Source organism: Oligoflexus sp. (genome assembly GCF_035712445.1).
Taxonomy (GTDB): domain Bacteria; phylum Bdellovibrionota_B; class Oligoflexia; order Oligoflexales; family Oligoflexaceae; genus Oligoflexus.
In genome coordinates, this window is sequence record NZ_DASTAT010000064.1 from 40,513 (window position 1) to 59,831 (window position 19,319).

13 protein-coding genes are annotated in these 19,319 nt (G+C 56.0%); 6 read left to right on the forward strand and 7 right to left on the reverse strand.

Annotation, left to right across the window (positions count from 1 at the left end):
* Positions 1-92 precede the first annotated feature (92 nt).
* Positions 93-1,739, reverse strand: coding sequence for a hypothetical protein (locus tag VFO10_RS13740; RefSeq protein ID WP_325141052.1), 1,647 nt, complete (start codon positions 1,737-1,739; stop codon positions 93-95).
* A gap of 217 nt (positions 1,740-1,956) precedes the next feature.
* Between VFO10_RS13740 and VFO10_RS13745 the strand changes: the two genes are divergently transcribed.
* The 4 genes from VFO10_RS13745 to VFO10_RS13760 are packed head-to-tail and all read left to right on the forward strand — an operon-like array spanning position 1,957 to position 6,994.
* The gene (locus VFO10_RS13745) at positions 1,957-4,470 is read left to right on the forward strand and encodes a Hint domain-containing protein (protein WP_325141054.1); all 2,514 of its coding nucleotides are present in this window, start codon (positions 1,957-1,959) and stop codon (positions 4,468-4,470) included.
* A 15-nt stretch (positions 4,471-4,485) separates the two neighbouring features.
* A complete protein-coding gene (locus tag VFO10_RS13750) occupies positions 4,486-5,172 on the forward strand; it encodes a hypothetical protein (protein WP_325141055.1) in 687 nt (228 codons plus the stop codon).
* Complete coding sequence (locus tag VFO10_RS13755; protein WP_325141056.1) at positions 5,156-5,914, forward strand: PulJ/GspJ family protein; 759 nt, start codon at positions 5,156-5,158, stop codon at positions 5,912-5,914. Before VFO10_RS13750 ends, VFO10_RS13755 begins: the two co-directional genes overlap by 17 nt.
* A 3-nt stretch (positions 5,915-5,917) precedes the next feature.
* On the forward strand, positions 5,918-6,994 hold the full coding sequence (locus VFO10_RS13760) for a hypothetical protein (protein WP_325141057.1): 1,077 nt from the start codon (positions 5,918-5,920) through the stop codon (positions 6,992-6,994).
* On the opposite strand, the gene VFO10_RS13765 is transcribed toward VFO10_RS13760, so the two are convergent.
* The 5 genes from VFO10_RS13765 to VFO10_RS13785 form a co-directional block, all read right to left on the reverse strand.
* Positions 6,991-9,750 (reverse strand): 7TM diverse intracellular signaling domain-containing protein, encoded by a 2,760-nt coding sequence (locus VFO10_RS13765; protein ID WP_325141058.1) that lies wholly within the window; start codon positions 9,748-9,750, stop codon positions 6,991-6,993. The two genes, VFO10_RS13760 and VFO10_RS13765, sit on opposite strands and share 4 nt — an antisense overlap.
* A gap of 93 nt (positions 9,751-9,843) precedes the next feature.
* Complete coding sequence (locus tag VFO10_RS13770) at positions 9,844-10,038, reverse strand: hypothetical protein (RefSeq protein ID WP_325141059.1); 195 nt, start codon at positions 10,036-10,038, stop codon at positions 9,844-9,846.
* 8 nt (positions 10,039-10,046) lie between these two features.
* A complete protein-coding gene (locus VFO10_RS13775; RefSeq protein ID WP_325141060.1) occupies positions 10,047-10,601 on the reverse strand; it encodes a polysaccharide biosynthesis/export family protein in 555 nt (184 codons plus the stop codon).
* Entirely contained in the window at positions 10,537-11,982 is a 1,446-nt protein-coding gene (locus VFO10_RS13780; protein WP_325141061.1) for an O-antigen ligase family protein, read from the reverse strand. Before VFO10_RS13780 ends, VFO10_RS13775 begins: the two co-directional genes overlap by 65 nt.
* A gap of 3 nt (positions 11,983-11,985) precedes the next feature.
* Positions 11,986-14,004: a hypothetical protein gene (locus VFO10_RS13785; RefSeq protein WP_325141063.1), complete on the reverse strand. Its 2,019-nt coding sequence runs from the start codon at positions 14,002-14,004 to the stop codon at positions 11,986-11,988.
* Positions 14,005-14,172: 168 nt separating this feature from the next.
* Between VFO10_RS13785 and VFO10_RS13790 the strand changes: the two genes are divergently transcribed.
* Together VFO10_RS13790 and epsC are read left to right on the forward strand one after the other, a co-directional pair.
* Positions 14,173-15,174 (forward strand): glycosyltransferase family 2 protein, encoded by a 1,002-nt coding sequence (locus VFO10_RS13790; protein WP_325141066.1) that lies wholly within the window; start codon positions 14,173-14,175, stop codon positions 15,172-15,174.
* Positions 15,164-15,754: a serine O-acetyltransferase EpsC gene (gene epsC / locus VFO10_RS13795; protein WP_325141068.1), complete on the forward strand. Its 591-nt coding sequence runs from the start codon at positions 15,164-15,166 to the stop codon at positions 15,752-15,754. Before VFO10_RS13790 ends, epsC begins: the two co-directional genes overlap by 11 nt.
* On the opposite strand, the gene pulA is transcribed toward epsC, so the two are convergent.
* Positions 15,751-19,290, reverse strand: coding sequence for a pullulanase-type alpha-1,6-glucosidase (gene pulA, locus VFO10_RS13800; protein WP_325141069.1), 3,540 nt, complete (start codon positions 19,288-19,290; stop codon positions 15,751-15,753). The two genes, epsC and pulA, sit on opposite strands and share 4 nt — an antisense overlap.
* Positions 19,291-19,319: the final 29 nt, after the last annotated feature.

Sequence of the window (19,319 nt, forward strand, 5' to 3'; positions counted from 1 at the left end):
TCGTCCCTCCCCAACACATTATCGGTGGGTTGGACCAAAACCTTGCCCGGTCCTTTATTCCTTTTTGGAATCATTTGCTTAGGCACTTCATTTCATTCGGCAAGATTTTTCCGCATTTCCCATAGCAAATGGCTTAAATAGGGCCGCCGATTCTCGCCGGTCGCCACCATCAGAAGCTTGGTGATCTTAAGATCCTCGGGTTCAGCCAGGGCCAGAAGGACAAGCTCCCGAATATAATTGGTGCCAAGGGTTACATAGTTATCCGTACCCACCCCCAGATCCACGCCCTTCTTTTCCCACCAGGAAAAGGGGTGATCCTTGAAGCCCGGCACGACCGTCGTCAGCTTCTGATTGCTGGTCGGCAGGGCTGTCACAGTCATGGATTTATCCAGGACCCGGTTCAGGACATCATGCTGATAATGCTCCACCTCGCGCGCATGATGGAACTTCACCTTCACAAAGCGATTGATCTCCTGGGGTGACAGCGGAACACCCTGATAAAGCTTATCCAAAACTCCGCGATGCTCGGTCCACTGCATTTCGTCCAGCTCCCGTCCCAGGGTGGACTGGGGATGGACGCTCAGCTTCTGATCATTCAGATCCAGGGCCTGCTCCAGCATGATGTGATAGTAGGAGTTCGGGTTGATGCCCAGCGCCAGACCGTGCTCCAGGGTATCAATTCGCCAGATATTCATGGCGTTATCCACGGCCTGGATGCCGCGTTTTAATGTATGGAACGTTTCACCGTGATGACTGCGGATCGAAAAGCCGCGTGACGCCAGTTTTCGCAGGCCCTGCTGCATCTCGGCGAAGTGTTCCTTGCGATAAAGGCTGCGCTCATCACCCACGGTATCGACTTCCTGCAGATACGGCACCAGCTCAGGATAGCGATCCAGGATGTCGATGATCTCATCCACCTGGGCCTGGAAATGAAGCTTTTTCGTCGCAAAACGCTGATCATAGAAACCCGGTTCCTTACGGAAGCAGGGCGAAAGCGCGAATTGAAACTGCGGCACTTCCTTCTGAAAGGCGCGGAATCCTTCGTAAAGCCCGAGCAGGCCTTCCTCGTTGGTCAGGTTCTCGGCACCCGGGATCTGCTCCTTGGGATCTGTCGTCAATCGGGAATAGGTGAACTTGATGCGGATGAAGCCGACGTTATGCTGCTCCATCATCGTGCGCGCCATGTGATAAGCGGCGGCCCGGTGCGCCTCGCGATCGATGAGCACCAGCTTCGGCAGATAAAGCACCTGCAGATAGCGTTCGAAGCGTTCGCTGTCGCGCAGGGTGAGCATGCGCTCCACATCATCCACGGTCTTCAGCTGATCGGCCTCGTCCCCATAAACCGCCCGCAGCTTGTCCAGGCAGAGTGGTCCCTCGGGACCGTCCAGGCGCTTCTTCAAAAGCGGATAAAGAAACGAAGCCTGAAGAGCGCCCGTGAGATGCGTGTGCTCCTCGCGGAAGGGCAAGGGGAAGGCTTTAAAGAATCGGTAAAGAGACTGACCGACCGGATGATCCGCGAGGCTCTGGATATCACCCACTCCTCTTTGGCAAAGGATCAATTTTTGCCGAAAGGCCGCAATCATCTGCTGCAGATCCGTGTGACCCTTGAGCCTTCTGGAGTTCTGAAAGATCTCCAGAGTGGGCATAAGGGGCAAACCGTTGGTTTCCGCGATGAGCGAAATCAGCTCCTGGGTGAGACGTTCCTGAAGGTCCTGCGAGCCAACCACCGATTTCTGCATGTCTTCCACCTCCTTGCAAGGGCCGCCGCTCATGGGATGTGCCCGGTATACCGATCGTAAAGTATAGCGGGATTGAAGGGCTTCGTCTTTGGCTTTTTGCCAATCTTTAATCTCGCCAGTTTTTACGGTGTTTCCAGACGCTTAAGTATTTTTTTAGCTAGTGATCCGGGGGGTTCCGATACCTCATTTAAGCGTCATAGCATGAGGGGAGTCAGCAATGGGTCGTAAGTTTTTGAGCCTTGGGAGCGAGCGAGGGGATGCATCCATCTTCCTTTCCATGATCCTTGCCCTCAGTGTAGGGACAGCGGTCTACTACAATATGGATAAGCTGAACCAGACGCTGAAATCGTCGAAGGTCACCGGCCAGAAGCAGAAGGCCGAGACGCGCAATATCTCGGGTCTGTCGACAGCGACGGCGCTCATGAACTTTTCAGGCACAGAGTCGAATGATCCAGACTCCCTGCCCTATATCTATCCCGATCCTTATCTGGGTGGCGGTAAAACCATCGGTACACCGCGCCTCGCGCCCAGTGTTTCGACCTGGTCGTTTGCCAACATGAACCTTGACGTGGCGAGCCCGGCTGATGGAGAGCTGACGCCCGAAAGCTTTGCTGCCTATGTGAAAGGTGGCGAGCGTCCGAAGCTGAGCAGTCACTCCAAGATCCGTTTCGTCAAGCCGATCTTTGATAAGGACAACAAACAGCATATCAGGCAATACGAGGTTGAAGTCACCAGCCAGTCCTTCGACAATCAGCAGCTGGTGAACAAGGCCACCATCGACGTTCCAACGCCTCTGGCACCGAAATGCATACTGCGCAGCGCCGATGGCCAGAACAGATTCCAGCCGAACGCACCCATCAGGTTGGAATTGGTGGTGTCCGGAGTTACGGAGGAAGCCTACGTTCCCGTATCAGCAGAGGCGATCATGTCGCCTCTGGGCGTAACGAAGAACCATACAAAGGCGGGCCTGGAAACACGGGCAGGGAGCGTACGCTTCATGAATACCGTGGTTCACCAATGGACGGCCACCGCTCCGCGTCCTCTGGTGGCTGTCGATGGCCAGACCGATGTTGAATTCATAACCTACGCCTATCTGAAAAAGGTCGACCTCGGGAATGCGGATGGCGAATACTGCAGCTTCCGTTACTACGTTGCGCCTCCTGCTTTCTGTAAACTTTGGACTGACAAAGCCAGCGTGCCTCCGGGCCAATGCGTGAATATCACCTCGGAGTACGAAGGTCCCGTCCAGCCCAACTCGCTGGTCATGTCGGCGACCGATCCTACGGGCAAGCCCATCAGTGGTCTGACCCAGAACGGAGGCAACGGAACATTCTGCACGCCGGCATCGAGCACATACAGCACCGGGACTTCCGTACCTCCCGTCAAGGCTTCGGCTTACTCAGCGGCCGTGGGCGTGCTGACTGTGGATCAAAGAAAAGCTCTGTGGGAGGAGCTGGATAAGCTGAAATCTGATCTGCAGCGTCTCTTCAATAATTCGGGCGGCGGCAAAGGCGGCGGCAAAGGCGGCGGCAAAGGCGGAGACGGCGACGACTCCGAAGTGGACTTTACAGTCCTCCAGAGCATGTCCATCAAGCAGTTCAACGATCTTTGGAGCCTTGACCCCAGCGACTTGACGGACATGAGTTCTGTCGATCTGAGCACGTTCACATATCTTTCCACCCTGACGCCTGAACAGCAGGATGCTCTGAAAGCCATGGATGAAAAAGACTTCAAAGACATGAAATCCATGACGCAGAGAAGTCTGAAATCCATCACGCTTCTGGCGACCGTGGATCCCGCAGTTCTCGCGAACCTTGAATCGTATGATTCGAAATTGCTCCAGGCCTATGTCGGCGGTCAGCTGGATGCGGCTGCGAATGCAGCGGCCAGCCCTGTGAATTATAGGCTATTGGGTACGGTGACGGCCTTGGACGGAACCAAGAACAGCTGTATCGTTCACGTTACGGCCGGCACGAACAAGTGCCCCTTCTTCGGTTCTCAGTTTCCTAACTACAGCCAGACTCAAACGCTGACCGTCGTCTCCGGCGGCAACGTCGGCACGATGAACTTTGACTTCAAACCTTATAAACCCAACTGGGAAGTGGCCGGTGTCGCAACCTCGCCCACCAAGGTGGAGGCCTGTCCCACCGGGGCCCGTTGCTTCGCGGTGGATATTGGCGGCAACCGTACGCCTTTCACGATCGTGGATTCAGCCGATTCCGCTTCGTGCAACGCCACCACCAACCTGCGCGTTGACCTTGGCTGCTTCGAGGCCAACACGAAAATCCGCATGGGTGATGGCAGCGAAAAACCCATTCGCCAGCTGAAAGAGAATGATTTGGTCTGGAATCCCATTCGGCAGAAGGCCATGGCTATCAAACGCGTGACGCCAGGTCCTGAAAAACTGCCTCTCTGGTCGATTGAAACGGCCAGCGGCATCGTCCGGGTCACGTCCAAACACCCCTTTCTGACTCCCGCTGGCATTCGTCCGGCAGAGGACCTGAAAGCGGGAGACCGAATTCTCGGGGCCAAGGGTGAAGAGCTGATTCGCTCGGTGGCCGCGGACAAGGAAGCACCCGCGGAATGGGTCTGGAACTTCGAGATCGCAACCGATTCTAAAGAGCCGGCTGATCATGCTATCCTTGCTGATGGAGTTGTCACGGGCGACCTTTATCTCCAGGAACAGCTGGGCCATTCTTTAACGGGCAAGCTGTCCGAGCTTAAGCCTTAAAGAGGGAGTTTTCTCTTGACTAACAAGGCATGGAACAAGGAATCCGGGGCGTCCCTCGTGGCCATCATGATGTCGCTGGCGATTTTTGCCATCGTCTCGCTGATGGCGTCGCGAAGCTTTCAGAACATCAACGTCTCCGGCCGCAAGGTGGAAGCGGCGATGTCCGCGCGCGAAGCGGAAAACCTGATCCTTCAGAATCTGACAAGGCACTTTCGCAAGTATATCGAAGAAGGCTGCGCGCAGAATCCGAATAATTTCTTTCTGAATCATGAGATTGGCACTTTGGTGACCGTGAACCACAAAAATCCGCGTTTTTACAGCCCCAAAGATACTGTGACGGCGCCTCCGGCTCAGGCCAGCAAAGATGTGGAGCGCTGCCAAGGCACGCCCTTCGCTGCGGGCGTCCTTCCCAATAACGCCCATACTTTCTACGGTTGCTTCGATCTTAGAACCCAGAGTGCAGCCCGCACAAACGCATCCAAAGACGCCTTCGCCGGCAACCGGGGGGCCTTCATCGAGATGTACGTGAAGATGAAAAATCTGAAAACGGATCAACCCGTGACCTGTGCGGCCATGATCAAGAGCCGAGGCTTCGGTTTTGAAATCTACTATGCCCTGCATTGGGCGACGTCGGCAGGCGATACGGTTTTTTATGACAGCAAATTAGGAACCTTCAATGTCGGCTATGAAGACGAAACTTAAGGATAGCGAAGCCGGTATGACCCTGGTGGAAATGGTGATCAGCATCGCCATTGGCAGCGTATTGGCCTTTGGTGGCTATCAGATGCTGGTGCGTTCGCAGAAATATCTCGCCTACAAAAAAATCGACCAGGTCACGCAAACCGAAGTCGAGCAGCTGCTGTCCATCATAAAAAAGGACTGGGACTATCGCATGCGGGAGTCCCAGCCGAGTATTCCCGGCAGCGGCCAGGAAATGCTGAACGCCGCTGGGGCCAGCTGCGGTCCAGGCGGCACGATTTGCCCTAAATTGAGGCTGTGGATTCGCCGGATGGTGAATGGCGTCTCGGTCATCGACAAGGTCACCATTGAGAACATCTGTCAAACTCCTGGGACCAAAGAGATGGTGAGCTTCGTCTCGGGGCTCGACTATGCAGGCAGTTTCAACGCGAGCTGCCATAGATGCCCCAGGGGGCAGGTGCCCGCGGTCAGGATCACCGGCGTGAACAATGCCACGGGCATCGCGCTTTTGGCCGCAGAAAACCGCATCTTTCCACAGAACGTCGCCAATGAAAACCTCACGAAAATGAACCGGGATAACGTCCTGGGCATGCAGGCCTGCTTCAGTCAGGCGGCCGCCGATGCCGCCATGACTGTTGACGTGCGGGCCGTGATTCGTGATCAATCGTCCACCTCGCTCAGGCTTGTGAAAAAGAATCAGGTCTATCCCTTTGAAAACTTCGCTGGAATTCGACTGGAGCAGTAAGCTATGGCGGCACCGAATGATCCCAATGACAAATCCAAAGTAACCCTCGATCTGAATTTGAACGAGCCCTCCCGGACTGACAACAGCCCCCAGGAGGTTTCGCAGATCAAACTACGGCCGCAGGCAAAGGCTCCTGGAAAGCCGGAAAAATCGCAGGGCCAGACCCCTGTGAAACCGATGCGTCCGATAGCAAATCGCGGGCGGGCAAAGAAGAAAAACGAGAAGAATTCCAAGCCCATCTTTATTCTGACCGGCATTGTGATCACGGCGGTCCTCGTTTCCCAGTATATGATGAACAAAGAGATACCTGCATTGGAAAGCCCCAGCGCAGCGCCTCCGGCGATGCGGGCGAAAGCGACGAAGAATGTTACGACGGAGTCCCTTCCCAAGGGTTCCACGGCCGAGACGCCCAGTCCCACAGATCCCTACCAGGGCATCCGTGAGGCTGACCTGGATCAGATGGGACTGGAAATAGATGAAAAAGGCCGCACCTTTTTTGCAGTCCGCGTCAAGCCTCGGTATGTGTGCTATCCCGGTGATATCGAAGCGATCCGTAATGTGGTCGGCAGCACGGGATCTGTCCTGCTTTCTCTGGAGCCTATGGCTGAGGGCGGGAAAGCCAAGCCTGCCATCACCCATACTCTTTCCTTCAACGAGCTGACCCAGGGCACGAAGGTTTCTTTGCCTGTGGACATGAGCCAAACAGGAATTTATGGAATCTATATCTGCGGGGACGCTGCGGGCAAAAAATCCTGTGGCGGAAAGCCGGCTGCGGACTTCAACAAGATTCTGAATCATCGCGACCTGAATATTGCCGCGAACTCGATCTTCTATTATCAATTCGCTGTGCTGGGTCTGGATTACGCGACCGTTTACAGCGGTCTTCCCTCCGGCATTCCCGAGGCGCGCGAGCAGCTGAAGAATCAAAAGCCACAGAGGGATTGGAAGGCCGAACTTGATAAGGCTTCCGCCATGATGAGCGGCGTGAAGTCGCTGCCGCCGACGACCAAGGTGGAAAAAAACGTGGTGACTCTGGAACTGCCCCTCGCCATGGTGAACCCGGACGGATCCTGTCGTTAAGAAGCCTCGCTGATCAGCATCTCGATCGGCCAGCTCGCGCGCAGGTGAAACGCCTGCACGGACTGGTCGGCCTGATCAGGGATAAGGGCAATCGTCCCCCCACTCTCTTCCACCAGGAGGCGCACAGCGTCCATGCCGATGCCGCGACCGGAGATCATGCTCGCTTCTCCTTTGGTACTGAATCCCGGTACGAAAATAAAGGGGGCGATATCCTCGGGTCGCAGGGGCGTTCGCGGTGAGACCAGACCCAGCTCTTCAGCTTTCCTGCGCACCTTTTGCAAATCCAGCCCCCGGCCATCATCACGATAATCCATCTCCAAAATCCCGTTACGAATCGCAAAGGCGATGGTGATTCGACCTTCAGCCGCCTTGCCCTTGGCCTTGCGTTCCGCAGCTGATTCCAGACCATGATCCAAGGAATTTCTGAGAAGATGCTGCAGCGCATAACCAAGGCTTCGGAACAGCAACGGCGGCAGAGGCTCTTCCATAAGACCTTGTCGTTCCAGAACCGCGATGGGTTTGTCCAAATCCCTGGCGAGGCTGTCCATTTCACTCTGCAGCGTGTCGAGAAGCTGGCCCGTGGTGATATCGGGCAGCGACTTCACATAACGCTCCATGGCCTGATCCAGTGCCTGCCGCTGGGCTGCGCCCGCTTCGTAGTGATAACGGTACCAGGCGCCCAGGAGGTCTTTCATTTCTGCGCTCATGACTTGGGATGGAGCGAGGCTCGACATATGCCCGAGCCGTTCCGTGCCGACCTTTTCATAGGCGCTCAGCTTGTTGGTGAGAGCGTCCAGCTCCGCCGTGACCAGCGACCGATCATGAGCTGAGATCCCGCTCAGGATCTTCTCCGCATCATGAATGCTCGACGTGAGAGACTTCATGTGAAGACTTCGCGCAAGACCCTTCCAGGTATGAAGGCGCATCAGAACCTTGCGCTGCATCAGGAGGAAATCGCTTTCGTGGGTATCGAATTGCGCGCGACGAAGCATATCCTGGCTTTGCTGCATGAAATCGCGGAAGCGATCCGGTGCGATCTGCACGATTTCGAGCAGGCAGGCAAAGGCCTCCTGGTCCTTGCGCAGCGAGGCCTGCAGACCCCTAATTTCCGTGACGTTGCGGAGGGTTACAAGAACCCGATCGACCAGCCCGTCCCGATTCACGATCGGATGCCATTCCATGGTGAAGGTCTGCTGGGCATCCCCTTCGAACCTTTTGAATTCCTGCGGAAGGTTGGGCAGATTGAGTTCCCAAACGAAAAGAGGCTCGTGAAAGATACTGACCAGGATGCTGTCGATGATCGAGCGATCCTCGTCGGTGAGTTTGGAATTTTGAAAGAGCATAGGCAGGGCCAGTCGGCCGGCCAGGTTCTGTTCACCCAGGAGCATCTCCAGTTCCCGCGAATAATGCCGCTGGATCGTGCGATCGGCCAGCATGATGAAGACGCCCTGCGGAATGTTTTCCATGATGGAGCGCAGTTCCAGAGTCTGCCGATCGACTTCGTCCTTCAGTCTTTCACTCAAATGCTCAGCCACGCGGAAGGCCTTGGCAAAGCGCTGCGCCACGACCTGGCTCTGCATGAAGACGAAAAACGACATGCCGATCGACGTCAGGTAAGGTTGCGAAAAGATGTTGAAGGTGACGAGGATATCATAGAACACGCAGCCTGACAGGATGAAGCAGCCGCTCGCCGCCAGCAGGGCTTCATGCCGGCGCTGAATCACGGCACGGGTGACAACGGTCAGACCAAAGGTGATTTGAACGACGATGACCAGCTGGATGGGCACGAGGAGCAGGGATCGCGTGTAGGTATCCAAAGTCAGAATCACCAGTCCTGCCAGAAGGCTGAGATTGACCACGAAGCGATAGAACCTGGGCAAAGAGCAGGCCGCGAACGAGAAATGAAGAAAGCTGATGCAGGCCAGGGGCCCGAGGACCATGGTCGCATATTCCAGAAGGTATTTCATATGATAGAGGCGTGCATCCAGGGCAGGTATGTACCAGGCGATCAGGTTATCCGCGACGCAGGAGCGAAGGCAGACCACCGCGCAAAAGAGCGCCAGCATCAAAGTCGGTTTGTCGGAGGGTCGCCTGATGAAGAGTACGATGTTATAAACACCGATCACAGTGATCATGCCGAGGCAGAAAAGCAGCAGTTCGCGATCTTCGGTCAGACGGAACTCAGCGAAGTTCCCATGACTCAGGAGCGGACCCGTCCAGAGTCCTCCGCGGCTGTAATGAAAGTTCGAGACATGGAGCAGAACCACCCACTCTTTTTCATCCGGCTCGGGAAAAAAGCGGATATGGGTGGCACGCAGCTGTGGAATTTCCTCGTTCATCGAGGTACCGACTCGCCCGGCTGTGACCACACGGATTTTTTCAGGTTTGTGCCTGGGGTACATCATGAACTTCATGGCGACGGAAGCGCTGCGAATGGCCAGTGAATAGCCGTCCATACGAGGCTCCAGGTCGGTCAGGACCAGCCGGTAGCTGGCATAACCCTGACCAGTCTTTAACCCTGGATCCAGATCGTGGGACCAGGACCTGGCGCTTGCTGCCTTCTGGGGAGCCGGACGCTCGTCGCCGGCCTCGATCCATTCACCCCAGAAAAAATCCCATTCGCCTCGTATTTCGAGGATCTCGTTCTCCTGGAGCTTGGTCGCGGAGAGGCTTTGCATTTGGGCGTGAAGGGTTTGGGATATAAGCGACAAAAGCAGACCAAGCACCCTGAAACGGGCACTTGCAGCTTTGCGCATGATGAGGCTCCCATATCCTTGCACCGAAATTTCCTGCTTTCGCTGTTCGCAGATTATATCGGTAGATTAGGGAAATGATTGAGCATCATGAAGTCAGAGCGCGACCCGCGGATCGATCAACCAGGGGAGCAGTTTGAAAAGCACACCGAGCGCCGTGAAGAGGAGCAGATTTCCAAGCAGGGTATAGAACCAGATCTTGGGCGAGACGGCCCAGGGTCTCTGGGCCAGCCAAAGACCGGGAATGACCATCCAGGCCAGGAGAAAGAGCACCAAGGCGTTGGCGTACATGAGGCACCTCAGTAGACGTTGATCACATCACCGCGTTCCAAAAGAAAACCATCCAGCCGGTCCTCGCCTTTCAAAACGCTTTCATAATCAGTGACGAACTTTTCGATGGCGCCGCTCTTCGCGCCGCGATGCAGAATGATTTCACCGCGCGCGAATTCACCCAGGCCGCCGGCTGTGGCAATGCCCTGCAGCAGCGTGGTCTTTTCCTGGAACGTATAGACTCCGGGCTTTCTGACTTCACCTGTGATATAGATCTTATAGCTGTCGTAGCCTGTCACGCCCACCGAGACGCTGGGGTTTTTCAAGAAGGTCTTATAGTGCTCGGTCAGGATCCGCGACAGGTCGCGTTCCGTGCGGCCTGCAGCCTGGACGGCGCCGATCAGAGGAAGGCTGATATTGCCGGCCTGCGAGACCACGAATTCGCCGTTGATATCGTTGCTGCCGATCACGCGAATGGTGACCTTGTCGTTCAGCCCGATAATGTATTCGCCCTGGGCGTTAAATGTGCGTCCGCGCGGCGCCAGCTTGAGGTCGTTGCCACTGTAGTGACGGAGGCAACCCAAAAGGCTGCTCAGACTGCACAGCAGGACCAGAGCGTAAATGTTCCTGATACTTCGCATAAGATTGCTCCAAAAGGATGCGTCCGTAGACCGGGAAAAGACCGCCTGCAAAGACGCCCATCAGCATGGATGTACGGCTTTCCAGAAGACCCATATCGAAACTCACATACATGCCCCACTGGGTGACGGTGATCAAACCCAGGAAAGCGAGCAGCAGCTCACGCTTGGAGCGGGCCAGTTGCCCGACCCGTGACAGCACGAGCATCATGAAGCAACTGGCTGTCATCAAACCAGCAATACCGAAAGGTCCCGCGAAAGTCCAAAGATAGAGCAAGGTATTGTGCGGGATCGCATCGAAGAGTTCAAAAGAGAACGAGATGTCCGGCAAGGGCACGGCCTGTGGAAACCTTGTGCCAAAACCCAGTCCCAGGAGCGGCCGTTCGATGACGCCGATCATCAGGTTGTAGTTTTCAATCTGCCGGTAGTCGAGGTTGCCGACATCCACCACTTCTTCCCCATATTCCTGCTGCCCGAGCCTGGCGGGTGCTTTGCTGAACACCACCTTATAGGAAACGAGGACGACGGCCACGGCCAATGCGAGGCGGAAGGTGGAGCGCAGGCGCAGGCGTATCGCTTTGGGCAGAATGAAAGGAACCAACAAAAGGGCCGCCATGAGACCCACGAAAGAGGTGCGGCGATCATTGAGGATATAAGGCCAAAGCATCAGGGCAAAGGCCGCGCCATAGGCCCAGAGGCGGCGAAGGTTCTCGCGCTGCGTGAAGGCCTGAAATCCCGCATAACCGAGAGCCATGGCCAGGAACCCTGAACTGGCATGATCTATAAGGTATTCGCGCGTTCCCATTCGCCCTCCATAGACGAAGAGGAACACATAAAGGGCATAGACGCTGCGCCAGATGCAGATCCAAAACAGAATGCGCACCGCCTTCTGCAGAAAGATGGGCTGCATGCCCAGATAATAACCGATCACCAACCAGATGGGGATCATGGGCACGAAATGAAGCTGACTGAATGCGAGCCCAAGGACGTTGCCGCGCAGGATCCCGGTGACCGTGCCCATGGCGCAGGCCAGGGGAACGAGAAAAGCCGAGAGGGCCAGGATCAACCAAAGCCGCGAACGCTGGGTGCCCCAGCGGATCATGATCAGTCCGGCCAGACCATAACTGAGCACTTCAAAGAGCGTGAAAGACAGGGGAATGCCATAGACTTCATTGATCCCGTGAAACAGAAGCCTGCCGATTTTCGCCGTCCATGCGGAATGCTCATTATAAGCGCGTGCCGCGGGAATATCCAAAAACAGAGCCAGACCGAGCAATATCAGAATCGCTCGGGGCAGCATCGAAGGTTTTTGGTAACGACCATTCATCACTTAAGTTCCCAGGGCCACGAGGCCACGCAGTTTATCCGACTTGAGGTGAGTCAGGGTTCGCTGCAAATCGAAATAGCTGGTGTGATTGGCGTCGACGAAGACGAAGCCATCGCTCGACACCTTCAGTAGAGCCATATTCTCGATAAAGTGAGACTCAGGCATGGCGCGGATGAAGACCTTCTTATAATGACCTGGAATCTTATCCAGGGCGAGTTCAATGCGGTCTTCGCGGAACGCGCGGGTTTTTTCGCCACTGAGTTTGGGCATGGGGGGGATCACATCAAAGGCGAATCCATCCAGCTCCTCGCGCGGCAGCATCACCTTTTCAAAGCTGGCCCGGCCTTCCCAGAAATCAACGAGATCAGGACCGTCCCCGACTTTGCGATAGACGGGATCCTGAAGGTTGCAGTCGATCAGAAGGTAATCATCCTGATGATCGGTCGCATAGATGTTCAAAAAGTTCTTGATGGCCAGCGCCGTCTCGTCGAAAGGACCGGCGTTGATCAGCATCACGACCCGCCCCTGGCAGCCGCGCTCCATCGCCAGTTCCAGGCGGCGATAGGATAGAAGAGTACGGGCCGCGTCATCGACCCGATTGATCTTGGAAAGATGCGATCGCAGTTTGTCCGCGAGATTCGGCGTGATATCCGAGAACTCGTTGGCGCTCTTCAGTGAGATCTGGGCCACGATCTCCTGGCCCGTGCTGCGCTCCACGCGCCAGACGTCGCGGGCGCGTGGGTTGCGAATCTCGCGCAGGATGATCAGAATACCGATCACCCCAAGGCCCGCTGCGACCACGGCCAGGGCCATGTTGCGGCGATTGTTCTTATAGGGCGTCGGTTCATAGGCGGCCGGGTAAATGATGCGAAGGCGGGTCCGAAGGTTGGGATCATCCTTCTGCCGAATCAGGTTCTTGCGTTCCAGTTCGATATCCTTGATCCGATCGGAAACGGCCACGAAGAAACTGCCCTGATAGTCCTGGGAATCACGAATGTCGAGGTTGGTCACGTCCGGCCCCAGAGCCGACGACGACCGCAGCGCGCGCAGTTGCGCCCTTACGGCTTCCAGACTGTTTTGAATCTTGTTCTCGTTATTCGCATACTGCGAGGCGATCACATCCAGTTCCTTGCGCTTCTCAACCACCTGGGGATGATTGGGCTGCAGCGTCGTCTGCAGGCGCACGAGTTCCCGCTTCACCTCCGCCATGGCCTGTTCACGATCAATGCGGGCATTATCCAGCTGACCGTTCAGGGTGCGCAGGCGGTCTTCGAGCTCTGTCTGCTTGTCCGCGGCCTGCAGCTTATTCACCCGTGAAGCGCGGCTTTCCTGAGGCTCCGCGCGCCTCGATGATCGGGCTTCCGGCTGCTTTGTGATGTTTTTTTGCAGAAAGTTCAATTTGATGTCAAGGCTCCGGATCTGTTCATCCAGTTCCTTCCGGATGAAAAGCTCCATGGCCTGGTTGGCGAGATCCTGCGACAGCTTCGGAGTGTGCGTATAGGCCGTGAGGGTCAGAACCCCCGACTCTGGTTCGGGGAAGGCATCGAGCTGCTTGCTGAGCACCTTGGCGAGGATGACCTTGTCATCCTTGGCTTCTGCATCATCGTTCAAAAGGTTCACGCGGCCCTTTAAGACTTTTTGCATGAGCTGTCCGATGGGACTCTCGCGCATGAAGACGTCGCGACCGCCGAGCTTGTTGGCGATCTCGGTCAGGAAGTCCTGAGATTCGAAGCGGGCCCGGAAAAGGCGCGCGACGGTATTGTACCGCACCTGAGGCGAAGTCCCGAGTCCTGAACCGGAAACATCCACATGATCAAAGATCGCGTAGACGCTCGATTTATAGGTATTGTCCACGATCAGGGGCAAGGTCAGGGCCAGGGCGCCCGTGATCAGGATGCCGAGTCCCATAAGCCCAAAATTGCGGCGAAAAACCTTGAAAAAGTAAATTCGATCAGGCAAAGGTTTTTGCCGACCCCATTGACCGAGAATTTCCTCTTCCAGTTTTTCACTGAAGTCCTTCATAGAGACCCCTGCTAACGATGACTGTGATGGTGCCATTCCAGTTTCGGCTGGCTTCACGGGGGTCTTGAATTTTTTCTGCGTAGGTTTTACACTTTTAGTTAACTTCCAAGATCTTTTTGGTCCCTTGATAAATCACGCCTTGCGCCATCAACGTGGTACAATACATTCATGAACATACTTCTCAGCGTTATTATTCCGACTTACAACCGAGCCCGACGCCTGCCGGTGCTGATTGAAGCCCTCCTTTTGCAGACGATCGATCACGGCTGCTCGGAAGTGATCCTGGTCGATGATGGCAGTAGCGATAGCACCTGGAGCGTGCTGCAGAGCTATCAGCAAAAACAAAAAGACGGCTGGATCCGAATCCTTTCGCAGTCCAACCAGGGCCAGGCGGTTGCAAGGCAGTACGGAGTGCGCGAGGCGCGCGGCCAGAACCTTCTGTTCCTTGACGACGATATGGAAGCGGCTCATCCCGGATTCTTGCAGAGCCACCTCGTCTTTCATGAAAAGAGCGAGGTTCCCACCGTGGCTCTGGGCGCGATCCTGCCTCCCCGGGATAATCCCCGGCGACCGGCGTTCGAATGGTTCTATGAAAAATCCATCCGCACCATGTATGAAAATTTTGAAATGGGGACGGTGGCTCCGGCCGGTGTGCATTTTTTCAGCGCGAACGTCTCACTGCCGAAGGAACTCTTCTTAAAGGTCGGCGGCTTCAATGGCAACTTCCGCCAGGCCGAGGACCGCGAACTGGGTCTGCGCCTTCAGTATGATGGCGGCGCACGCTTTGCTTTTGTCCGGGAAGCTGCCGCCTATCACAACTCCCCGACCGGCCGCTTCCGTTCCTTTATGAATCGCGCACGCCTTTATGGGCACTATGATCTGGCGATTGCGCTGCTGTATCCCCAGCAGCCCACGCTGCATCCGAGCCAGATCTTTCAGAGCCCCAGCCTTGTGAAGCGCATGCTGGCGAAACTGGCTTTTCGCTATCCCTTTGTGATTACTCCCCTGTCCTGGCTTGTCCTGCCACTGGCCTGGAGTCTTCCCCTGCGGATCGCTGTTCCGCTCTGCAGCGTCCTTTACTGCCTGCAGTATGTGGGCGGTTACAAGACCTCCCCACTCAGGGGCGCCGATCCTTACGTAAAATCGGAGGCGAAAGACCATGCCGCGTAAACCTGTGGGTCAGTCCCTCTTTTATGATGTGTCGCGTGATATTCGCATGATCCTGGCCTATGAAAACCGGCCGGCAACAATCAGGAATTATCTTTGGATCTGGCTGGCCTGCGATGCCTTCGCGGTGCTCTTCAGCTTCCGTCTGCGGAAACTGTTCCGGCGCTGGCGCATCCCCTTCATCAATCGTCTCATCCGCCTTTGGCAGACGATGTTCTATGCGATAGAACTCGGGATTGATATCGAGCTGGGCCATGGTGTTTATTTCGTGCACACGGTAGGCACCGTGGTCGGTGGAGATGCGAAGGTTGGCGAAGGCTGCATCTTTTTTGGCAACAACACCATAGGCGCGGCGCGTTTCCAGGGCAGCCCTGTGATTGGACCGCATACTGTGATCGGGGCCGGCGTGCGCGTGCTGGGGGCGATCCAGGTCGGAGCCTATGCTTTTCTGGGAGCCAATGCTGTGGTGGTGGATGCGATACCGGAAGGCAAGGTGGCTGTCGGCATTCCCGCTCGGGTCATTGCCGACAACGAACTGATGCCCGAGACTCGCCGCATGGCTGATCTCGGGCAGGTTATTTAACGGAAAATCATCGAGGCCTCAGGGCGGCACATGGAAAGCCCCGTGGTCGGTTTCGCCACAAAGACCGCTGCGGTGCGTGCCGGAACCTCCAGAGTCAAGCCATCGGACTTCGCCAGCTTCACGACGCTATCCGTACCCGCGGCCTGGAGCGGATGGAGTTCCATCTGCTTGCGGTAAGGCAGCGTCTGGCTTGTCGGCTGCATGTTGAAGACGACCACGATTTCGCTGACGTCCTTATCCAGATCAGCAGCGCCGCAGACTTCATCCGCAATACGCATCGCGATCACACCCGGCAGGGCTTCCGTTCCCCCGATGAAATCCACACGCTGCTCGACATCAGCCGCTGTTGCAAGACGGAAGAGCGGTGAGCTGCGGCGAATCTTCAGAAGATCGAGGAACATGCCAACGGCTTTTTGCGTGTCGGCCAAAGCCGGTCCTTCCGGAACATTTTTCACGACATCACGAATGACAGCGAGGTTGTCGCCATCCTTATCAGCGGATGGCAGACCGCGGTTCCAGTTGCTCCGTTCAAAGGTGAAGTCCACCTGATTGTACCAGTCACCCGCGTTGTAGCTGTCGCGGACCAGGGATTTGGAGCGCAGGAATTCAGCGCCCATTTCAAAGTAGGGCACGCCCATCGCCAGCATGTTGAAACTTAAACCAAGGCCATGCACGCGGACGCGATCCGTCATGCTTAAGGCGTAGGGAAGTTTAACCTGCGTGATATCCCAGAACGTTTGATTATCGTGGTTCTCGATGTAGTTCAGCGTCTCGCGTGGAGAACGGGTATAGCCAGCACCCGTGCCGTTGTAATCCATCTGGCGACCAAGGACCTTCTTGCCGGCATTATTCACCAGGGAGTATTCGCTGAGAGTACCCGCCAGGCCCAGGCGCAGGCGATCCTGAAGGTTCAGAAGGCTCTGCTTTTTCACATCCAAAGGAGCGTCGACGTAACTGTCGCGATTGGTGCACGAAGCGCCGAAACCCTTTTCCTGCAAAAGCCCACCGCGACCGTTGTCGTCAAAGAACAGACCATTGATGGGACTTTGTTGGAGCAGCTTCACACCGCAGTCCATGGGGCCACCGCCCCGCGCCGCGTCGCGGAAGCGGTCATTGAAGGTGCCGATGCCAGTTCCCGCCATATTCGCCTGACGGGCTGTGCTTTGGCTGCGAACGTCTCCATTCAATTCCCCCATCGCCCAGCCTTCACCGAAGATGAAGACATCTGGTCCCAGGGCCTTTTGAATGTTCAGCATGTTGTCCTTGAAGTGAAGACCCATGAGGTCGAAGCGGAAGGAATCCACCTTGTAATCCACATACCAGCGCTTCAAAGTATCTATCATGAGTTTTTCCATCATCATGCGTTCGCTCGCGGTGTTTTCACAGCAGCTGGAGCGTTCGATGGATCCGGTGATCGGATTCAGACGGTGATAATAGCCAGGGACGACCTTATCCAGAACCGAGTTGGGACTCAGGCCCGAGGAATAAGTGTGGTTATAGACCACGTCCATCGCCAGGTGAATGCCGATCTCGTTCAGGCCCTGGGCCATGTTGCGGAACTGCAGAACGCGCGCCTCGCCTTCCCCACCGGCGGCGGACACATAGCTGCCGTCCGGCATTCCGTAATGCACGGGATCATAACCCCAGTTGAAGGAGTCACGCTCGATCAGGGCGCTGCTCAGCTGGGCGATGTCCTGGCCGTCACGGGGCAGTGAACTGAACACATCGAAAATGCTCGCATCCGCTGGATTTTTGCAGCGGGCTTCATTAGCGGGCAAAAACGCGCAGAGTTTGCTGAAAGGATCATCCATATTCAGAGTGCGACTGCGATCCTCATTCACCGAACCGAAATCGTAAGCGGGCAGGACCTGGACGTGAGTCAGGCCCGCGGCCTGAAGTTTCTGCAGATGCTCCATGCCTTTGGATAGCACGCGACCATTCCTGCCATTCAGAGTCAGCGCATTGTAAGTGCCGCGCAGTTCGGCAGGAACGGACTCATCACGACCGCTGAAGTCGCGGATATGCATTTCATAGAAGACCATGTCGGTCGGATTTTTGATCGGGCTCAGTTTGAGCGCATCCCAGCCCGCGGGCTTCAGCGTCGGATCGTTCAAATCGAGGAACTGGCTGAATTCGCCGTTGAACGAGCCACTGACGGCATAAGGATCGGAAACTTCGTACTGTTCGATGCGGCCCGTGAACGGATGATAGACCTTCATTCCATAGCGGTAATAAAGGCGTTTGCTGATCCATTCGGCAGGAATATCGGCAGACCAGACGCCGCGGTCTTCGACCATGGGCAGCGTCGTCTGCAGTTTTTTATCGCGGTCGTAAACATTGAGCTTTACGGCCTGCGCGGTTGGGGCCCAGAGCTTCAGCTGACTGGCGGGGCCCACGGTCAGGCCCAGCTCGCCGTCAAAGGCAAAGGACTCGTCCAAAACACCGCCCAGTTGCGGGCGTGTGGCCGCGATGATGCGATTCTGTTCGTTCAAGGCCACGACCACCAGTTCTGACTTCACCAAAGCACTCAGCCTGTCACCGGCATCGAGCGAGAAACTGCTGAAGCCGTTGGCAAGGTGCGGGAATGCGGTTTTCGTCGACGCGCTGATCGCGGCGTTTTTAGCCAGAGGAATCTGCACGATCTCGGGATCGTTCAGGACGCCTCGGAGTTTATTGATATCAAGCTGTCCCGTGGCGCTGGCCAGGAGTTTATAATCAGCAGCCTTGCCATCATTCCGCCAAAGGATTTCATCGGGCTTCACCCAGTGGGCCGAAGCGCCTTCGATCTCGGGCTGCCAGCCGCAGGGTTTCAGATCGGGACTGCAGTGGATCTTTCCGCTGCCGCCACTCAGAAAGATGATGCGACCGTTGCGGGCCGGTTCGTAAAAGATGTCGCCATCGGTGCCCTTGGTGTCACCGACATGAATGATGAGACCCATTTTGCTCGGCAGTTTTTTATAGCCTGTCGGCGCTGCGCTGTATCCGGTTTGAGGCGGCACATCCAAGCGCGCGGCCTGGCCATAGACCGGGACGGCTTCTGTCAGGGCCAGAGGCTCTTCCCAGCGGGTGAAGTTGGTATTGGTGTTGGCATCCCAGATATGCAGTCCCCAATTTTGCTTGGCCTGGGAAGGCGCCGGCACGAAGTAGACCACGAGGTCCTCATCGTTCTGCGGCAAAACCGGAGGCGCGGATTTAAATGCATTGGGGCTGCCGGCAAAAAACCAGACGCCCGTGCCTTCTGGTTTGAACGCGAGGCGGTCGACTTCCTCGCCATCGCGTTTCACGATCAGCGTAGCATCGGCCGCCAGTCCTGTGGCCTCGAATTGACGACCAAAGGCGTCATCGGCCAAGGGTTTCAGCGTACCCTGGTTCAAACTGAATTCCAGATTTTGTTCGGAAGGCGGAATACGGAAGTGAATCGTAAAGGATGCGGGGGTCGGTGCACCCCCACCATCATCCTTGCCAGAGTCCTTATCACAAGCCATCGGGAGCCAAAGCCCCAACATCAGCAGCATGAGAGAGAGGAAGCGGTTCATCGTCGGCTCCTTCTGGTTATGGTAAGTGT